The organism is Ideonella sp., assembly GCF_041914305.1.
Classification (GTDB): domain Bacteria; phylum Pseudomonadota; class Gammaproteobacteria; order Burkholderiales; family Burkholderiaceae_C; genus Ideonella.
In genome coordinates, this window is record NZ_JAYSDQ010000005.1 from 21,120 (window position 1) to 37,717 (window position 16,598).

At 71.1% G+C, this 16,598-nt stretch carries 7 protein-coding genes; 3 read left to right on the plus strand and 4 right to left on the minus strand.

Features of this window, described 5'->3' with window-relative positions; translation table 11 throughout:
* Nucleotides 1–5 precede the first annotated feature (5 nt).
* Complete coding sequence (locus ACE3SG_RS08135; protein ID WP_374563975.1) at nucleotides 6–8,189, minus strand: GH36-type glycosyl hydrolase domain-containing protein; 8,184 nt, start codon at nucleotides 8,187–8,189, stop codon at nucleotides 6–8.
* A gap of 445 nt (nucleotides 8,190–8,634) precedes the next feature.
* On the opposite strand from ACE3SG_RS08135, the gene adh reads away from it, so the two are divergent.
* The 3 genes from adh (at nucleotide 8,635) to ACE3SG_RS08150 (ending at nucleotide 12,818) form a co-directional block, all read left to right on the plus strand.
* Nucleotides 8,635–10,155, plus strand: coding sequence for an aldehyde dehydrogenase (gene adh / locus ACE3SG_RS08140; protein WP_374563977.1), 1,521 nt, complete (start codon nucleotides 8,635–8,637; stop codon nucleotides 10,153–10,155).
* 16 nt (nucleotides 10,156–10,171) lie between these two features.
* On the plus strand, nucleotides 10,172–10,552 hold the full coding sequence (locus ACE3SG_RS08145) for a DUF779 domain-containing protein (RefSeq protein ID WP_374563979.1): 381 nt from the start codon (nucleotides 10,172–10,174) through the stop codon (nucleotides 10,550–10,552).
* A 214-nt stretch (nucleotides 10,553–10,766) separates the two neighbouring features.
* Nucleotides 10,767–12,818, plus strand: coding sequence for a sigma-54-dependent Fis family transcriptional regulator (locus tag ACE3SG_RS08150; protein WP_374563981.1), 2,052 nt, complete (start codon nucleotides 10,767–10,769; stop codon nucleotides 12,816–12,818).
* Nucleotides 12,819–12,857: 39 nt separating this feature from the next.
* Here ACE3SG_RS08150 and ACE3SG_RS08155 read toward each other — a convergent pair whose 3' ends face one another.
* From ACE3SG_RS08155 to ACE3SG_RS08165, 3 genes are all read right to left on the minus strand, one after another.
* A complete protein-coding gene (locus ACE3SG_RS08155; RefSeq protein WP_374563983.1) occupies nucleotides 12,858–13,904 on the minus strand; it encodes a hypothetical protein in 1,047 nt (348 codons plus the stop codon).
* An 11-nt stretch (nucleotides 13,905–13,915) separates the two neighbouring features.
* Nucleotides 13,916–14,974 carry a hypothetical protein gene (locus tag ACE3SG_RS08160; RefSeq protein WP_374563985.1) on the minus strand — a complete coding sequence of 353 codons (1,059 nt, stop codon included), beginning with the start codon at nucleotides 14,972–14,974 and terminating at the stop codon, nucleotides 13,916–13,918.
* Nucleotides 14,975–15,127: 153 nt separating this feature from the next.
* Entirely contained in the window at nucleotides 15,128–16,597 is a 1,470-nt protein-coding gene (locus tag ACE3SG_RS08165) for a cytochrome b/b6 domain-containing protein (RefSeq protein ID WP_374563987.1), read from the minus strand.
* Nucleotide 16,598 lies beyond the last annotated feature (1 nt).

Genomic DNA, 16,598 nt, shown 5'->3' on the forward strand with positions numbered 1-16,598 from the left:
AGCGCTCAGGGCGCCTCGCGCACCGGCCCGCCAGCCATCGACGCTTCGGCCATCGACGGCGCCAACACCACGCCCAGCACCGCGCCGTCGGCCAGACGCGCCAGATCGACCCATTGGCCGACCGCCAGCGGCTGTGCGCCGGCGGGCAGCGTCGTGTCGTGCTGCAGCAGCACCTGCAGGCGCCGGCCGTGCAAACGCAGGTCGATGCGGGCCTGCGGCCAGTGTGGCGGCAGGCACGGCGTCACGCGCAGGCCACCGGGCCGCTGCTCGAGCCCGAGGATGGATTCGACCGCGGCGCGCCAGATCCAGGCCGCCGAGCCGCTGTACCAGCTCCAGCCGCCGCGCCCTTCGTAGGGCGCCGCGGCGTAGATGTCGCCCGGCATCACGTAGGGCTCGAGCCGGTAGCGGCGTTGCTCGGCCTCGCTGCGGGCGCGGTGCGCCGGGCTCAGCATGCCCAGGTATTCCCAGGCCTTGGCCGCATGGCCCAGCCGGGCCTGCGCGATCACCGCCCAGGTCGAGGCGTGCGAGTACTGGCCGCCGTTTTCGCGCACCCCCGGCGGGTAGGCCTGGATGTAGCCGGCGTGGTCGGCGCTGCGCTGCAGCGGCGGGTCGAGCAGGCGCACCAGGCCGTTCGTGCGGTCCACCAGTTGCGCATCGGCTGCGGCCATCGCCTGCGCCGCCTGCGCATCGCCGGGTGGCCGCACGAACACCGCCCAGGCCTGGGCGATGAGGTCGATGCGGCATTCGGCGTTGGCGCTCGAGCCGAGCGGGTGGCCGTTGTCGAAGTAGGCGCGGCGGAACCACTCGCCGTCCCAGCCAGCCTCGCGCATCGCCCGGTCGAGCGCCGCCTCGGCGGCCTCCCAACGGGCGGCCCGCTCAGGCTCGCCGCGCGCCGCCGCCAGCCGGCGCCAGGGCGGCAGGATCGCCAGCAGGAACCAGCCGACCCAGACCGACTCACCCTGCCCGCCGTGGCCGACGCGGTTCATGCCGTCGTTCCAGTCGCCGCTGCCCATCAGCGGCAGGCCGTGCGCGCCGAAGCGCAGCGCATGGTCGATCGCGCGGGCGCCGTGCTCGTACAGCGTGGCCGTCTCGGCGGCGGTGGTGGGCACGTAGTAGGCGTCTTCTGCGCCCTCGGGCACCGCCGCCCCGTCGAGGAACGGCAGCTCGGTGTCGAGCAGGCCGTTGTCGCCGAGCGTGGCCAGGTGGTGCTGCATGGCATAGGGCAGCCACAGCAGGTCGTCGCTGAAATGGGTGCGCACCCCGGCACCGGTGGGCGAATGCCACCAGTGCTGCACATCACCCTCGGGGAACTGGCGCGTCGCGTGCAGCACGATCTGCTCGCGCAGCGCCTGCGGCTCGCTCCAGGCCAGCGCCAGCGCGTCCTGCAACTGGTCGCGAAAGCCGGTGGCGCCGCTGACCTGGTAGAAGCCGGCCTTGGCCCACATCCGGCAGCCGACCGACTGGTACAGCCACCAGCGGTTGACCATCGCATCGAACAGCGGGTCGGGTGTCTGCACCTGGATCGCCGACAAGCGTTCGTCCCACGCCGCCGTGGCCTGGGCCGCCAGCCCGGCCAGCGCACCCGGCACGGCCAGGCGGCGCGCCAGCGCGAGCGCGGCTTCGCGGCCGGGCGCATAGCCGATCACCCAGAAGGCCTCGGCCTGCTCGCCCGCGGCCAGCGTGACGATCGTGTCGAGTGCGCCGCAGGGGTCGAGCCCGAAGCCGCCGGCGCCCTGCAGCCGCTCGGGCGGTGCCAGCCCGCCCTGGGCGTCGAAGAACTCGCGCCGCGCGCAGGTCCAGCGGTGCACCGGCTGGCCGTGCAGCATCAAGAAGGCGGTGCCCTCGCCGAAGCCGCCCTGGTGCTCGAGCTGGCGCGCCAGCACGGCCTGGCTGTCGTGCACGTATTCGGTGGCCAGCGTCATGCGCTCGCGCCGGCTGGCGCCCAGCACCCATTCGACGCAACCGATCAGGCGCAGCGTGCGCGCCGCAGCGCCCACATTGGCCAGGCTCACATGCAGGCACTTGGCCGCTTCGCTCGGGTGCACGGCCACCTGCACCCGCACCTGCAGCCCGTCGCGCTGGTGCGTGAACTCGCTCAGGCCCTGGGTGTGGCGCACGCGGTAGCCGGCGCGGCCGTTGCGGTCCAGCGTAGGCAGCAGGCCGAAGCAGGCGCCCGGCTCGCCGTCGGCCCAGTCTTGCAGCAGGAAGTGTTCACCCGGCGGGTCGAGCAGCGGGTCGTTGCTCCACGGGGTGAGCTGGTTCATGCGGCTGTTCAGCGCCCAGGTGAAGCCGCTGCCCGATTCGGTGACCAGGCAACCGAAATCCTTGTTGGCGATCACGTTGGCCCAGGGCCGGGGCGTGGCGTGCGTGGCGTCGATGTCGATCTCGAAGCTGCTGCCGTCGTCGGCAAAGCGGCTGGGCGCCAGCGCCTGCGGCCAGGGCGGCACGGGCCGCTGCGGTGCCGCCGGGCCCGCCGCCAGGTCGTCGGTCCAGGCGTTGGCCAGCAGGCGCGCCAGTGGCCGGCCATCGGCCGTCAGGTCGAGCCGGGCGCAGGCGTGCAACGCGGCAGACTCGGCCGGCGAGATGTCGGGCTGGCGCAGCACCACCACGTTGCCGCGCTCGGGCTGCACGATGCGCCCGCCGTCCAGGCTGTGGCGCAGCGCGGCGATCTGCTCTTGCAGCGGCATCAGGTACGAGGCCGGCTCGCCGTTGACGATCAGCAGGTCGACCGGGAAACCGGCGATCTCCCACAGCCGCTGCGCGGCCAGCAGCGAGCGCACCGCCCCCACCCCCTGCACCGCGCCGATGCGCACGACGATGATCGGCCGGTCGCCCGACACGCCAAAGCGCCACAGCGCCCGGCGGTCCAGCGCCACCGGCGGCGGCGCGCGGCGGCGCGAGCGATTCATCAGCACCAGCGTGGCCAGGTCTTGCGCGGCCTGCAGGTCGGCCGGGGCGATGCGCAGCTCGCGCTGGCGGATGCGCGCCAGCGCCGCGGCCATCCGGCGCGAGCGGTTCACGTGCACGTCCTGGCGGTATTCGTCCATCCAGCTCAGCAGCGTGTCGGCGTCTTGCGCGGCGGCCGTGGCAAAGGTCAGCGCGGTGCGGGCCCGCGGTGCCAGCGTCAGGCGCACGGTCAGCGAGCCGACCGGGTCGAGCCCGGTGTCGAGCCGGCCGTCGGCCAGCGGGCGGGTCGGCGGCGCGGGGCGAAGCTGGTCGAGCCGGCCGCCGCGCGGCAGCAGCGCCTCGCGGTCGCAGCACACGTCCACCCGCTCGGGCGGGTCGTCGCAGGCGCCCAGGAAATGCGCCACCCACAGGCCCTGCTCGCCGGGCAGCCGCGGCCGGCGCTCGAGCATGGCGCAGCGCGGGTCGAGCGCGTGGGCCAGCACGAACAGGTTGGCGAACGCCGGGTGCGACTCGTCGGCCGCCTGCGGGTTCAGCGCGGCCTCGAACAGGCTGAGCAGCTCGACCGTCAGCGGCGCATCGGTCAGGTTGTGCAGCGTGGTGCGGCGGAACTCGACGTCTTCGTCGGCACTGACCCAGACCAGCGTGCGCGCTTCGATCTCGTCGCTGCGCATCTCGAACTCGACGTGGTCGGCGAAGAAGCGCGCGCGGTACGCGGCCGACGGGTGCGGGTTCGGCGCCAGCGTCAGCGAGTGGAAGGCGCCGGCCTCGCCCAGGCGCAGCATCAGCCAGCTGCCGTAGCCGTCGCGCAGCAGGTCGTCGCGGGCGCGGTTGATGGCCCGGCCGCGCCAGCGGCTCTGCCCGGCGCCGTTGGGCCGCAGGCTGACGCTGTAGCTGCCGTTGCCCAGCCAGTGGGTCGGCGGCAGCGCCAGCGGCGTGGCGGGCTCGAACTCGCGCACCACGGTGGCCGGCTCTTCGGACGGCGGCGGCGGCTCGCGCGACAACGTGGGCTCTTGCAGCACGATCTCGCGCGGCATGCGCTCGTGCAGCAGGCTGGCGTGCGCGCGCACCTGGGCCGCGCGGCCGAACCAGCCGCGCGGCGCGCCGTCGCACAGCAGGTCGCACAGGGCCACCAGGCTCATGCCTTGGTGGTGCGCCATGAAGGTGGCCACGCGCTGCGGTGCGCCCCCTTCGGCGGCACGCGAGCGTGAGAAGTCGAGCGCCTCGATGAAGCCGTGCTCGCCGCGCCCGCCCTGCTGCTCGAGCCGGCGCAGGTTGGCCAGCGCGGCCGGTGCATCGACCAGCAGCGCCAGTGCGGTCGCATACGGCGCGATGACCCGGTCTTCGGGCGGTGTGCGACGCAGCGCCAGTGCCGGCACGCCGAAGGGCGAGTATTGAAACGCCAGGGTGTGGTCCTGGGAGAAATAAGCACACTCCGACACGCCCCAGGGCACGCCGTGGCGATCGCCGAACGCGCGCTGCGCCTGCACCGCCACGTGCTCCATGCGCCGCAGCATGCCGCCGGCGGGCTCGTCCATCAGCAGCGCCGGCATCAGGTACTCGAACATCGAGCCCGACCACGAGCGCAGCGCCGGCGCCCGCCCGCAGGCCAGGAACGGCCGGCCCAGCGCCTCCCAGTGGCGCCGCGAGACATCGCCCTTGGCGATCGCGACGAAGCTGGTCAGCCGCGATTCCGACGCCAGCAGGTCGTAGTACGAACGGTCCAGCATCGCGTCGTCGAGCCGGTAGCCAATGTGGAACAGGCGCCGCTTGCGGTCGTAGAGGAAGGTGAAGTCCATCGCGCCGGCGAAGCTGTCGGCCTGCAGCGCCAGGGCCCGCCATGCGGCGGCACCCGCCTCGTCGCCTTGTTCGCCCGCCGCCTGCGCCTGCTCGCGGCAGGCCTGGGCGACGGCCCACAGCGCACCGGCAAGGTTGCCGCTGTCGACCGTCGACACATAGGCCGGCATCAGCGTCGCCAGCGTGGCGGTGTCGATCCAGTTGTAGAGGTGGCCGCGGTGGCGCGGCAGGCGCTCCAGCGTGGCCAGGGTGCGCTGCAGCCGCTCGCGCAGCTCACCGGCCTCGATGAAGCCGAAGCACTGCGCGCACAACGCGCTGAGCAGGTAGAAGCCGATGTTGGTGGGCGAGGTGCGGCGGGCCAGCATGGCCTGCGGCTCGGTCTGCAGGTTGTCGGGCGGCAGGTCGTGGTCTGCGGCGGTCACGCAGGTGGCGAAGTAGCTCCAGGTGTCGCACGCCGCCTCGCGCAGGTAGGCCCGATCGGCCTCGGTCAATAGCTCGCGCGGCGGCCGCCGCACGGGCTGCGCCCCCAGCCACAGCCACAGCGGCGTGGCCGCCCACAACAGGCCCACGCCCGCCAGCCAGGCCTGCGCCGCGCCCGGCACGGCCCAGCCAAGCACAAGCCAGGCCTGCGCCACCAGGCTCACCCGCGCATGGCGGCGCCAGAAGCCGGCGAAATCGCGCCGCGCCACGGCCTGCGCCTGCGCGGCGGTGGTCCACTGCAGCAGGCCGTGCCGGCTGACCAGCATGCGCCACAGCGCACGCGCGATCGCGTCGACCTGCAGCGAGGCGGCGTGCAGCAAGGTGGCGGCCAGCCACGCCGTGCCGGCGATGACGCGAAAGACATCGCGCAGGCCCTCGCGGGCGAGGTGGCTCCAGGCCACGTGGCCGCGCCCGGGCGTCAAGCCGGCCAGCGCGCCGATCAGCGGCCCCAGGCCCAGCGCGGCGAGCACCAACGCCACCGCCACGCCAGGCGCGATGACGTGGGTGGTGAACGACAGCCACAGCAGCGCCACGCTGGCCGGCGCGAGCAGGCTGCGGCGCAGGTTGTCGAACACCTTCCAGACGTTCAGCGCACCGACCCCGCCGCCCAGCACCGCACCGAGAAAGGCCAGCAACTGCCAGTCACCGCGGGTCCACCGGTGCACGCGCGACGCCGCAACCTCGGGGTGCATCGGGTGGCCTTCGAGCACCACCACGTCGCTCAAGAAGGCGCAGCGCGCCCACAGGCCTTCGAACAGGTCGTGGCTGAGCAGCTTGCCCGGCGTGACGCGGCCGTGCAGCACGTCGTGCACGGCACGCACGTCGAACAGCCCCTTGCCGACGAAGCTGCCTTCGCCGAACACGTCCTGGTAGACCTCGGAGCTGCCGCCGTTGTACGAATCGGTGCCCCAGGGCCCGGCGAACATCCAGCCGAAGGGGGTGACCTCGTCGGCCGGCGGAAACGGCATCGCGACACGCGGCTGCAGGATGCCGTAGCCGTCGACGACGCGGCGGCTGGCGGTGTCGATGTGCGGCTGGTTCAGCGGGTGGGCCGCGATCGACACCATGTCGCGCAGGCTGCCGGGCGGCAGCTCGGTGTCGGCGTCGAGCACCACCGCGTAGCGCACGCCCAGGCAGGGGCGGCTCAGCGGGCCGAGGTCGACGAACGGGCCCGGCTCGGGCGGCAAGGCGCCGGCCGCATTGCCCGCGGCCAGCAGGGCCAGCAACTGCTCGATCTTGCCGCGCTTGCGCTCCCAGCCCATCCACGCCTGCTCGCCTTCGGACCAGACGCGCCGCCGGTGCAGCAGCAAGAAGCGCGGCACGCCATCGGCCGCCGGGTACTGGCGGTTCAGCCGATCGACGCCCTCGCGCGCCGCGTCGAGCAAGGCCGCGTCGCCCGGGGCTTCGGCGGTGGGTGCATCGGCCCAGTCGCTGAGCAGCGCGTACGAGGTCTCGGCCTCGGGGTTGGCCAGGTGGTGCTGCGCCAATCGATCGACCAGCACGGCGATGGTGGGCAGCGAGGTCAGCAGGCACGGCACGACGACCATCGTGCGGTGCTCGGGCTGCAGGCCGTTGTCCAACGCCAGCCGCGGCAGGCGGCGCACGTGCACGGCCTCGGCCAGCACGCGGTGCAGCAGCGCGACCATGCATTCGAGCACCGGGAACGCCATCAACACCAGCGCGATGGCGGCCGACGCGCCGAACGGCCGGTTCGAGGTGAGCAGCCAGGCCAGCAGCCCGGCCGCGCCGACTGTCAGCGTGAGGCCGTAGAGCGAGGTGCGCCAGCGGTTCCACCACAGTGCGGCGCGCTCGTCGCCGGCACCGGCCGGGGCGCCGAGCGCCGCCACCAGCGCCGGCCGGCCGCAGCCGATGGTCCAGTGCGCCGGGCCATGGGCCGGGTTGTCGGCATCGGCCTCGCACAGCTGCAGCACCTTGCGCGCCACCTCGACCTCGGGCCGCCGCAGGCGCCGCGCCAGACGCTCGATCGCATGCGTGGTCTGGTCGCGCGTCAGCTCGCTGTCGGCCGCAAACGCCGGCGTGCGGGCCAGCACCTTGAGCACCGGGCTGACCTGCGCCACCAGCTCGACCCAGTCCAGGTTGTTGATCTTGCGCAGCGCGGTGACCGCGTTGCCGACGCTCACGTTGTCGGCCGCCTGCGCCTCTTGCGCAGCGGCCAGCAAGGCGTTGGGGTCGGGCGCCTTCTCGTCCAGCCAGGCGGCCAGGCGCGAGGCCTCGGGTGCCGGCCCGACCGGCTCGTGGCTGCGCAGCCGTTGCACCATCTGGGCCAGGAACACGACCTTCACGCCGCGCTCTTCGACGCTGTGGTACATCGCCTCCAGCTGGTCCAGCGGCAGCGTCGCTTCGCGGTCGCAGCACCAGTTGGCAGCCTCGCGCGCGGCCTTGGAGGCGGCCACCGACTCGGCGAGCCGGCCCAGGTTTTCGAGCAGCACCACCCGCATCGTGCTGGGCAGCGCCCACAGCTCGCCCAGGGTCAGCAGGTCGACCTCCTGGTACGACGACAGGAAGTGCGCCAGCAGCGCCGCATCGAAGTTCGCATCGGTATGGGCCACGTAGGCCCAGGCGATGCCGTAGACCCGCGGCAGGCCGGCCAGCGGCGGGGTGCGCAGCTTGGGCAGCTGCGCGTAGTAACCGCGCGGCATGCCGGTGCGGATGTCGGGCAGCTGCGCCTCGATCAGGTGAAAGTTGTCGAGCAGCCACTCGGCCGCCGGGCTCAGCGCGTCGCCTTCGTGTTCGAGCTGCTCGAGGTAGCCGCGGGTGCGCTCGAGCATGCGCACGTTGGCCTCGAGCCGCGGAAAGAACCGCGGCGCCCGGATGCGGCGACGCCAGGCCCGCCGCCGCTCGATCGGCTGCGCCTGGGCCAGGCTGACGCCGTGCTGGTGGAACCGCTCGAGCCCGAACAGCACCGAGCGCACCGGGGCCGGCAGCGGCCCGCGACGCGGGTCGATGAAGTGCAGGGCCTCTCGGCGCAAGGGGCTGGCCAGGTTCACCGCGCTCTCCTTTGGGGATGCCGACAGAAACACCCAGGCATGCCCGGGCGCCACGATCGCGCCCTTGGCCAGGGCAACCGTTGATCCTGATCAATCGCCGCAGCGCCGGCACCTGGCGCCGCCGCGTGCCCGTCGCCCCGCCTCGGCCAACGCTACGGTAACGCGGAATCGACGCGTACAGAAGGGGGCCCCGGGCTGCCTGGCCGGCCTGAGCGTCGCATGACGGGACACCCCGGCCGCTCCGGCCTGGGACAGCCGCCCGCCCGCCTGGAGCAGCGGCCGGCCGCGACACCCGTGGAAACACGCAGCGCCGAGGCCTGTAACCGGTGCCGACGGCGCGGCCACGGCCTGGCACGCGATTGGCGAAGTGTCACGGGCCACCCGATCCAACACGCCCTGCTCCGCGCAGGGGCTTTCTATTCACTCTCGCTCCCAGGAGACACGCATGGACATGCTCGAACCCGGCCGCTTCGGCTTCCCCGTTCCGTTCAAGAAGCGCTACGGCAACTTCATCAACGGCCAGTGGGTCGCGCCGTCGACCAACGAATACTTCGAGAACATCACGCCGGTGACCGGCAAGGTGTTCTGCGAGATCCCGCGCTCGAACGCGGCCGATGTCGAGCGCGCACTCGACGCCGCGCACGCCGCCAAGGCTGCCTGGGGCAAGACCTCGCCGGCCGAGCGGGCCATCGTGCTGAACCGCATCGCCGACCGGATGGAGCAGAACCTGGAGCTGCTGGCCACCGCCGAGACCTGGGACAACGGCAAGCCGATCCGCGAGACGATGGCGGCCGACCTGCCGCTGGCGATCGACCATTTCCGCTACTTCGCCTCGTGCGTGCGCTCGCAGGAAGGCGGCATCAGCGAGGTCGACAACCAGACCTACGCCTACCACTTCCACGAGCCGCTGGGCGTCGTGGGCCAGATCATCCCGTGGAACTTCCCGCTGCTGATGGCGGTGTGGAAGCTGGCCCCTGCCCTGGCCGCCGGCAACTGCGTGGTGCTCAAGCCGGCCGAGCAGACGCCGGCGTCGATCCTGGTGCTGATGGAGCTGATCGGCGACCTGCTGCCGCCGGGTGTGCTGAACGTGGTCAACGGCTTCGGGCTCGAAGCCGGCAAGCCGCTGGCGTCGAGCAACCGCATCGCCAAGATCGCCTTCACCGGCGAGACGACGACCGGCCGGCTGATCATGCAATACGCCAGCCAGAACCTGATCCCGGTCACGCTGGAGCTGGGCGGCAAGTCGCCCAACATCTTCTTCCCCGACGTGCTGGCCAAGGACGACGGTTTCCTCGACAAGGCGATCGAGGGCTTCGTGCTGTTCGCGCTGAACCAGGGCGAGGTCTGCACCTGCCCGTCGCGCGCGCTGATCCACGAGTCGATCTACGACCAGTTCATGGAGCGTGCCCTCAAGCGCGTGGCGGCGATCAAGCAGGGCAACCCGCTGGACAAGGCCACGATGATCGGCGCGCAGGCCAGCAACGAGCAGATGGAAAAGATCATCAGCTACCTCGACCTCGGCAAGCAGGAAGGCGCGCAGTGCCTGATCGGCGGCGAGCGCGCGATGCTGCAAGGTGACCTGGAAGGCGGCTACTACATCCAGCCGACTGTCTTCAAGGGCCACAACAAGATGCGCATCTTCCAGGAAGAGATCTTCGGCCCGGTCGTCTCGGTGACCACTTTCAAGGACGAGGAAGAAGCCCTGGCCATCGCCAACGACACGCTCTATGGCCTGGGCGCCGGCGTGTGGAGCCGCGATATGAACACCGCCTTCCGCATGGGCCGCGGCATCCAGGCCGGCCGGGTCTGGACCAACTGCTACCACGCCTACCCGGCGCACGCGGCGTTCGGCGGCTACAAGCAATCGGGCATCGGGCGGGAGAACCACAAGATGATGCTCGACCACTACCAGCAGACCAAGAACCTGCTGGTCAGCTACAGCGAGCAGCCGCTCGGGTTCTTCTGACCGGGCCGGCGTGGCGATGAGCGTTGCGCAAGTGGTCGCCACCCCCGAGGCGCTCGAGCTGATCGAGCGCCTCGCGGCGAAACACGGGCCGCTGATGTTCCACCAGAGCGGCGGTTGCTGCGACGGCAGCGCGCCGATGTGCTACCCCGACGGCGAGTTTCTCGTTGGCGACAGCGACAAGCTGCTGGGGCACATCGGCGGCATGCCGTTCTACATCAGCACGTCGCAGTACGCGTACTGGTGCCACACGCAGCTGATCATCGACGTGGTCGCCGGCCGCGGTGGCATGTTCTCGCTCGAAGGCCCCGAGGGCCGGCGGTTCCTGACCCGCTCGCGGCTGTACGACGACGCCGAGTGGCGCTGGCTGCAAGACAGCGGCCTGGCCCCCAGCACCTGAGCCAGCGCACCAAAAAGCCGCCCCCATGTCAGCCCCGCGCAAGCCAGCCCGCCGGTTGTGCCAATATGGCGCAACCGGGGCCTGGTTTTGCGCCCACTCACGAGGGATTTCTGCACTGACGCGGTGCCTGGATACGCCCTAGCATGGCGCCCTGGCCGCTGCCGGTGAGTTGCCGCCCTTGGCGGCCCCGGTGGTGTGCGAAAGGATCCGTGCGATGGCGACCCCCACCCTGGCCCGCGACCATGCTGCCCTGCCAGCCTTGGGCGACCCGATGCATGCCGACACCATCCTGCAATCGCACGAACGCTGCGCGGCGCTGGGCCTGTCGCGCATCGACCGGCCGGACCACAGCACGGTGATCCGCTCCGACCTGGCCGTGGCCCGCGAGCGCAACCTGCGCCTGCACCTGCACGCCGCGCCGGTGATGGAGCTGCTGCTGGAGCAAACCATGGCGACCCAGAGCATGGTGCTGCTGACCGACGCGCAAGGCACCGTGCTGCACTCGGTCGGCCACGACGCCTTCTTGCAGCGTGCCTCGAAGGTGGCGCTGGCGCCGGGGGCGAACTGGTCCGAATCGAGCAAGGGCACCAACGCCATCGGCACCGCCCTGGTCGACGAGCTGCCCACCGTCGTGCATGCCGGCGAGCACTACATGCACGCCAACGGCTTTCTCACCTGCTCGGCCGCGCCGATCTTCGACCCGCGCGGCAACATGCTGGGTGTGCTCGACGTGTCTGGCGACCACCATTCGTACCACCTGCACACGATGGGGCTGGTCAAGATGTCGGCCCGCATGATCGAGAACCACTGGCTCTCGGACGACTTCCGCCATGCGCTGCGCATCCACTTCCACAGCCGGCCCGAATTCATCGGCACGCTGATGGAGGGCATCGTCGCGGTCGGCCGCGACGGCAAGCTGCTCGGTGCCAACCGCAGCGCGCTGGACCAGCTTCGCCTGAGCGGCGCCGCGCTGCGCATGAACAGCCTGACGACGCTGTTCAGCGTCACCGTCGGCGCGGTGATCGACCATTTCCGCTCGCCGATGGCGCCGCCGATGGCGATGGTGCTGCCCAACGGCCAGCCGCTGCACATGCGCGCGGTCTTCAACTGGCCGACCTGGCATGCGCTGGGCAGCGTGACGATCGACGCGCACCACGACGACGGTGTCGACACCGTCAGCGCCCCGGCGCCGGCGCCGGCAGGTGGCTTCTTCGCCGCCGCCGCCGGCACCCGGCCGGCCACGCCCGGTGCGTCACCCGGCCTGTCGGGCCTGCGCTACCTGCAGACCGGCGACGCGCAAATGGAAGCCGTGATCACCAAGGTCAAGCGGGTGCTCAACCGCGACATCTCGCTGCTGGTGATGGGCGAGACCGGCACCGGCAAAGAGCTGCTGGCGCGCGCCTTCCACCAAGACTCCGACCGCGCGCGCTACCCGTTCGTCGCGGTCAACTGCGCGTCGATCCCCGAGAGCCTGATCGAGGCCGAGCTGTTCGGCTACGAAGAAGGCGCCTTCACCGGCGCGCGCCGCAAGGGCGCCACCGGCAAGATCCTGCAGGCCAACGGCGGCACGCTGTTCCTCGACGAGATCGGCGACATGCCGCTGGTGCTGCAGGCGCGGCTGCTGCGCGTGCTGCAAGAGCGCCAAGTCACGCCGCTGGGCTCGGACAAATCGGTGCCGGTGGATGTGGCGGTGGTCAGCGCCACGCACCGGGCGCTGCGCGACATGATCAGCGCCCACACCTTCCGCGAAGACCTCTACTACCGGCTGAACGGCTTGGTGGTGCGCCTGCCGGCCCTGCGCGAGCGCAGCGACCTGATGACGATCGTGCGCAAGATCCTGCGCGCCGAGACCAACGGCCGCCCGCTCGACCTGGACGACGAGGTCATCCGCCTGCTGCAGGCCTACCACTGGCCCGGCAACATCCGCCAGCTGACCAATGTGCTGCGCACCGCGGCGGTGATGGCCGGCAGCGAGATGGTGATCACGCGGGCCCACCTGTCCGACGATTTTCTCGAAGACGCGCAGCGCGAGCTGCAGGCGCCCGCCGAGCCGCCGCCGCAGGCCACCGCAGCCTCGCCGCAGCAGCCGGCCCCGGCCGGCGCCACCGCCCACGATGGCCCGACGCTCGAAGAGCTCGAGCTGCGCACCATTCAGCGTGCGGTCGACGAGGCCGGCGGCAACATCTCGGTCGCCTCGCGGCGCCTGGGCATCAGCCGCAACACCATCTACCGCAAGCTGCGCTGGCGCGGCAGCGAGTCGAATTGAGCGCGCCGCCGGGCGCCAGAACGCCGGCGGCCCAGCCGATCAGCGGCTCAGCGGTGTGGCGATGAAGACGCGGCGATAGCCCTCGAACCGGCCGTGGCCGACGATCACGCCGTCGTTGTTCATGTCGTCTGCAGAAAGCTCGGACCAACCCGCAGCGCTGTCGTCGAGCAATGACTGCAGCTCCGCGCACTGGCCGTCGCGGATCAGCGCAGCGTCGCGCGAAACGCCCAGGCCGTAGAAGTTGCCGGCGATCCAGCCATCGTTGCTGATGGCCACCGGCCAGACGTCGTGCTGGCCGCACAGCGGCAGCTCTCGCATGGCCTTGCCGTCGTGCAGGAACGGGGTCCAGGTCAGGTTGATGACCTTCATGCCCACCAGGTGGCCCCGGTCGTTCATCGCTTCGGGGTAGACCTCGAGGCCCAGCGGCGTCAGCCGGCGCACCGGCTTACCTTCTTCCCAGATGAACGCGTACGGCGTGCCGGTGAGGTAGTCGGTGACGCCCACCACCTGTTCGCGCCGGTTGATCAAGATCGGAAAGGTCACACGGCCATCCGATGGCGGCACCTTGACCGCGACACCATCGCGAACCAGGAACCCGCCGCGGGTGCTCACGCCGCCGATCGGGCAGTCGATCTCGACCACGTAGGCGCCCGCGTCGTTGATCGACTGCGGATAGACGCCGCGCGAATCGTCGCAGCCGACGATCGGGCCAAGGTCGGTCACGGTGCCGTCGGCTGCCCACACGCCGCCGTGGTCGTCCCAGTCGCGCTGATAGCGGCCGACCACGACACCGGCGTCGCTGACCTGCGGCTTGCCCGGGTAGTGCATGGCCTGCGTCTCGGCCAATGCCTCAACCTTCTTGCCCCGGTGCGCGCGGAACGAGACGCTCTCGCCCGTCTCGCTGTCCACCGCACCGCCGGCCACGCTGCCGTTGTCGCTGATCGAGCTGGCCCATTTCGGCGCCGGCCCGTGGCCCTTGCCCAGCACCTCGATGCGGTAGGTGGGCGCGGCGAGTGCCGCGCCGGCGGCGAACAGGCCGACGACGGCCATCGACAGCGGCAGCAGGCGGGTCTTCAACGAGCGCATGGTGATCTCCTTCAGCGAGACAAGGGGGTCGCGATGAACGCGCGGCGATGGCCCTGGTAGCGGCCGCTGCCGACGATCACGCCGTCGTTGTTCATGTCCTGGGCCAGCAGGTCGGTCCAGCCGGCGCCGCTGTCATCGAGCAACGTTTGCAGCAAGGCGCACTGGCCGTTCTGGATCAACCCCGTCTGGGTGGGGCCCGACCATTGGTAGTAGCCAACGATCGAATCGTCGTTGCTGATCGCCACGGGCCAGAACAGGCGGCTGTCGTCGCACTTGGGCAGCTCACGCAGGGCCGCGCCCTTGTACAGGAAAGGCCGCGCATCGATGCCCCGGCCCACGACGCCGATGACGTGCCCTTTGTCGTTGACCGCGTAGCCGGAGGATTCTTCGCCCTTGGTCCCCAGCGGGCGCATGGGCTGGCCGTCCTGCCAGATGAAGGCCTGCTGAACAGCGCTGCCATTCACCTGGACCATGGAGCTGCCCGTCACGTGGCCGGCATTGCTCATGGCATAGGGGTAGGTGGAGCCGCCTTCCAGCGACGGCATCATCGTCGACACGCCGTTGCGCAGCAAAACGCCGCCGTTGACCTTGACCCCGTCGATATGGCAGTCGACGTGCAGAACCACCTCGCCCGCCTTGTTGATGGCGCTGGGGTAAGCCCCTTGGGGTTCGGCGCAACCCACCACCTCACCCAGGTCGGTCAGCGTGCCGTCGATCGACCACATGCCGCCGCGTTCCTGGCCGTCGCCGTTGAGGTAGCGGCCCACCACCGTGCCGGCGTTGTTCACGTCAGGCGGGCCACCGAAGGTCGGCCCGTTCGTGTTCGACAGCGCTTCGACCTTCTTGCCATTCCTGGACACGAACTTCAGCGTCTGGCCGGTCTCGCTGTCGTAGCCCTGGCCCACGATATTGCCGTTGTCGCTGATGGCGTTCGGCGTTTTCGGTGCCACGCCGTGGGCTTTGGGGATCAGCTCGATGCGGTAGGTGGGCGCGGCCATCACCGCTGGGGCGGCCAACAGGCCGAGGCACGCTGCCGAGAGGGTCAGGCTGCGGGTTTTCCAGCGACGCATGGGGGCTTCCTCAAGCAAGAGTGAAGCCGCGATGCTAACTCATGAAATCACCGCACTATCGGTGCCAATACATCATCTAACGAATTAGCGAAGCGCATAGCGCTCGGCTCATTCATGGCGGCCTCTGCCCCCCGGCGGCCGCGCACACGGCGCTCACCTGATCGCCACGCCCCACGGCAGCTTGCCGACCGGGATCTCGGCCAGGCGGGTGTGGCGCAGCGCGTCGACCACCACCACGCTGCCCGAGCGGCCGCAGGCCACGTAGAGCTTGGCACCGTCGGGCGACAAGGCCATGTTCCACGGCCGCTGGCCCACCAGCACCGTGGCCACCGTGTCGAGCGTGCGCGCATCGATGACCGACACCGACGCCGCGCCGCCGTTGGAAACATAGACCCACTGCCCGTTCGGGTGCACCGCGATGCCGTTGCTGCGCGAGCCGGCCTTCAGCCGCGCGGTCACCGCCAGGCTGCGCGTGTCGATCACATAGACCTCGTCCGCGTTCTCGGCCGCCACGTAGGCCCGCCCGCCGTCGGGTGAGAAGCCGATGCCACGGGGCCGCGCGCCGACCGGGATGCGCGCCACCTCGGCCCGCTTGGCCACGTCGATCACGTTGACCGCCTCGCCCTCTTCGGCGCTGACGAAGACCAGCCGCCCGTCGGGCGAGAAGACCGCGTGCTCGGGGTTCTTGCCGCTGACCTTGACGACGAAGGCCCGGGCCTGCGCCACGGTGTCGACGAAGACCACGTCGTTGCTCTCTTCGACCGCTGCCACCACCCAGCGGCCATCGGGCGAGATGCCCACGCCCTCGGGCGACTCGCCCAGCGCCACCTCGCCGGTGGCCAGCCGCTTGGTCAGGTCCACGATCACCAGCCGGTTGCCGGGCTGGTCGCTGACATAGGCATAGCGGCCGTCAGGTGTGACCACCGTGCCGCGCGGCTTCTTGCCAACCATGATCTCGGCCACCACCTGATCGCTCGCGATGTCGATCACGCTCAGGCTGCCCGAGCCTTCGTTGGGCACATAGGCGAATGGCGCGGCCTGCACGCTGCCGACTGCGACCAGCGCCAGGCCGCCCGCCAGCGCCGCCGGCCACATGCGCTGGAACAAGCGGTCGCGCCGCCACAGCAGGTGCCACAAGGCCACCGCCACGTGCCCGGCGATCAGCAGGCTGAAGGCCCAGCCCAGCACCACATGCAGGCCGTTGAAGAAGGCATAGACCGCCGGCAGGTTGGGCCCCCAGGGCGGCAGCGGCGTGCCGAAGAACTTGACGCCGTGCTGGCTGAAGTTCGACGCCACGTAGCCCGCCAGCGGCAGCGCCACCATGCAGGCATACAGCGCGCGGTGGCCCCAGGTGGCGGCCCGCTGCGCGGCGGGTGGCAGGCTGCGCGGCCAGGCCGGCGGCCGGTGCGCCAGGCGCCAGGCCAGGCGCACCAGCACCAGGGCCAGCAGCAGCAGGCCGATCGACTTGTGCAGGTTGATCACGCCGGCGCGTGCCGGTGTGCCACGGGGCACGATCGCGTCGAGCGCGAAGCCGAACACGATCTGGGCCAGCAGCGCCAGCCCGATCACCCAATGCAGCCACATCGCCACCTGGCCGTAGCGGGTCCCATTCGTCGTGTGCATG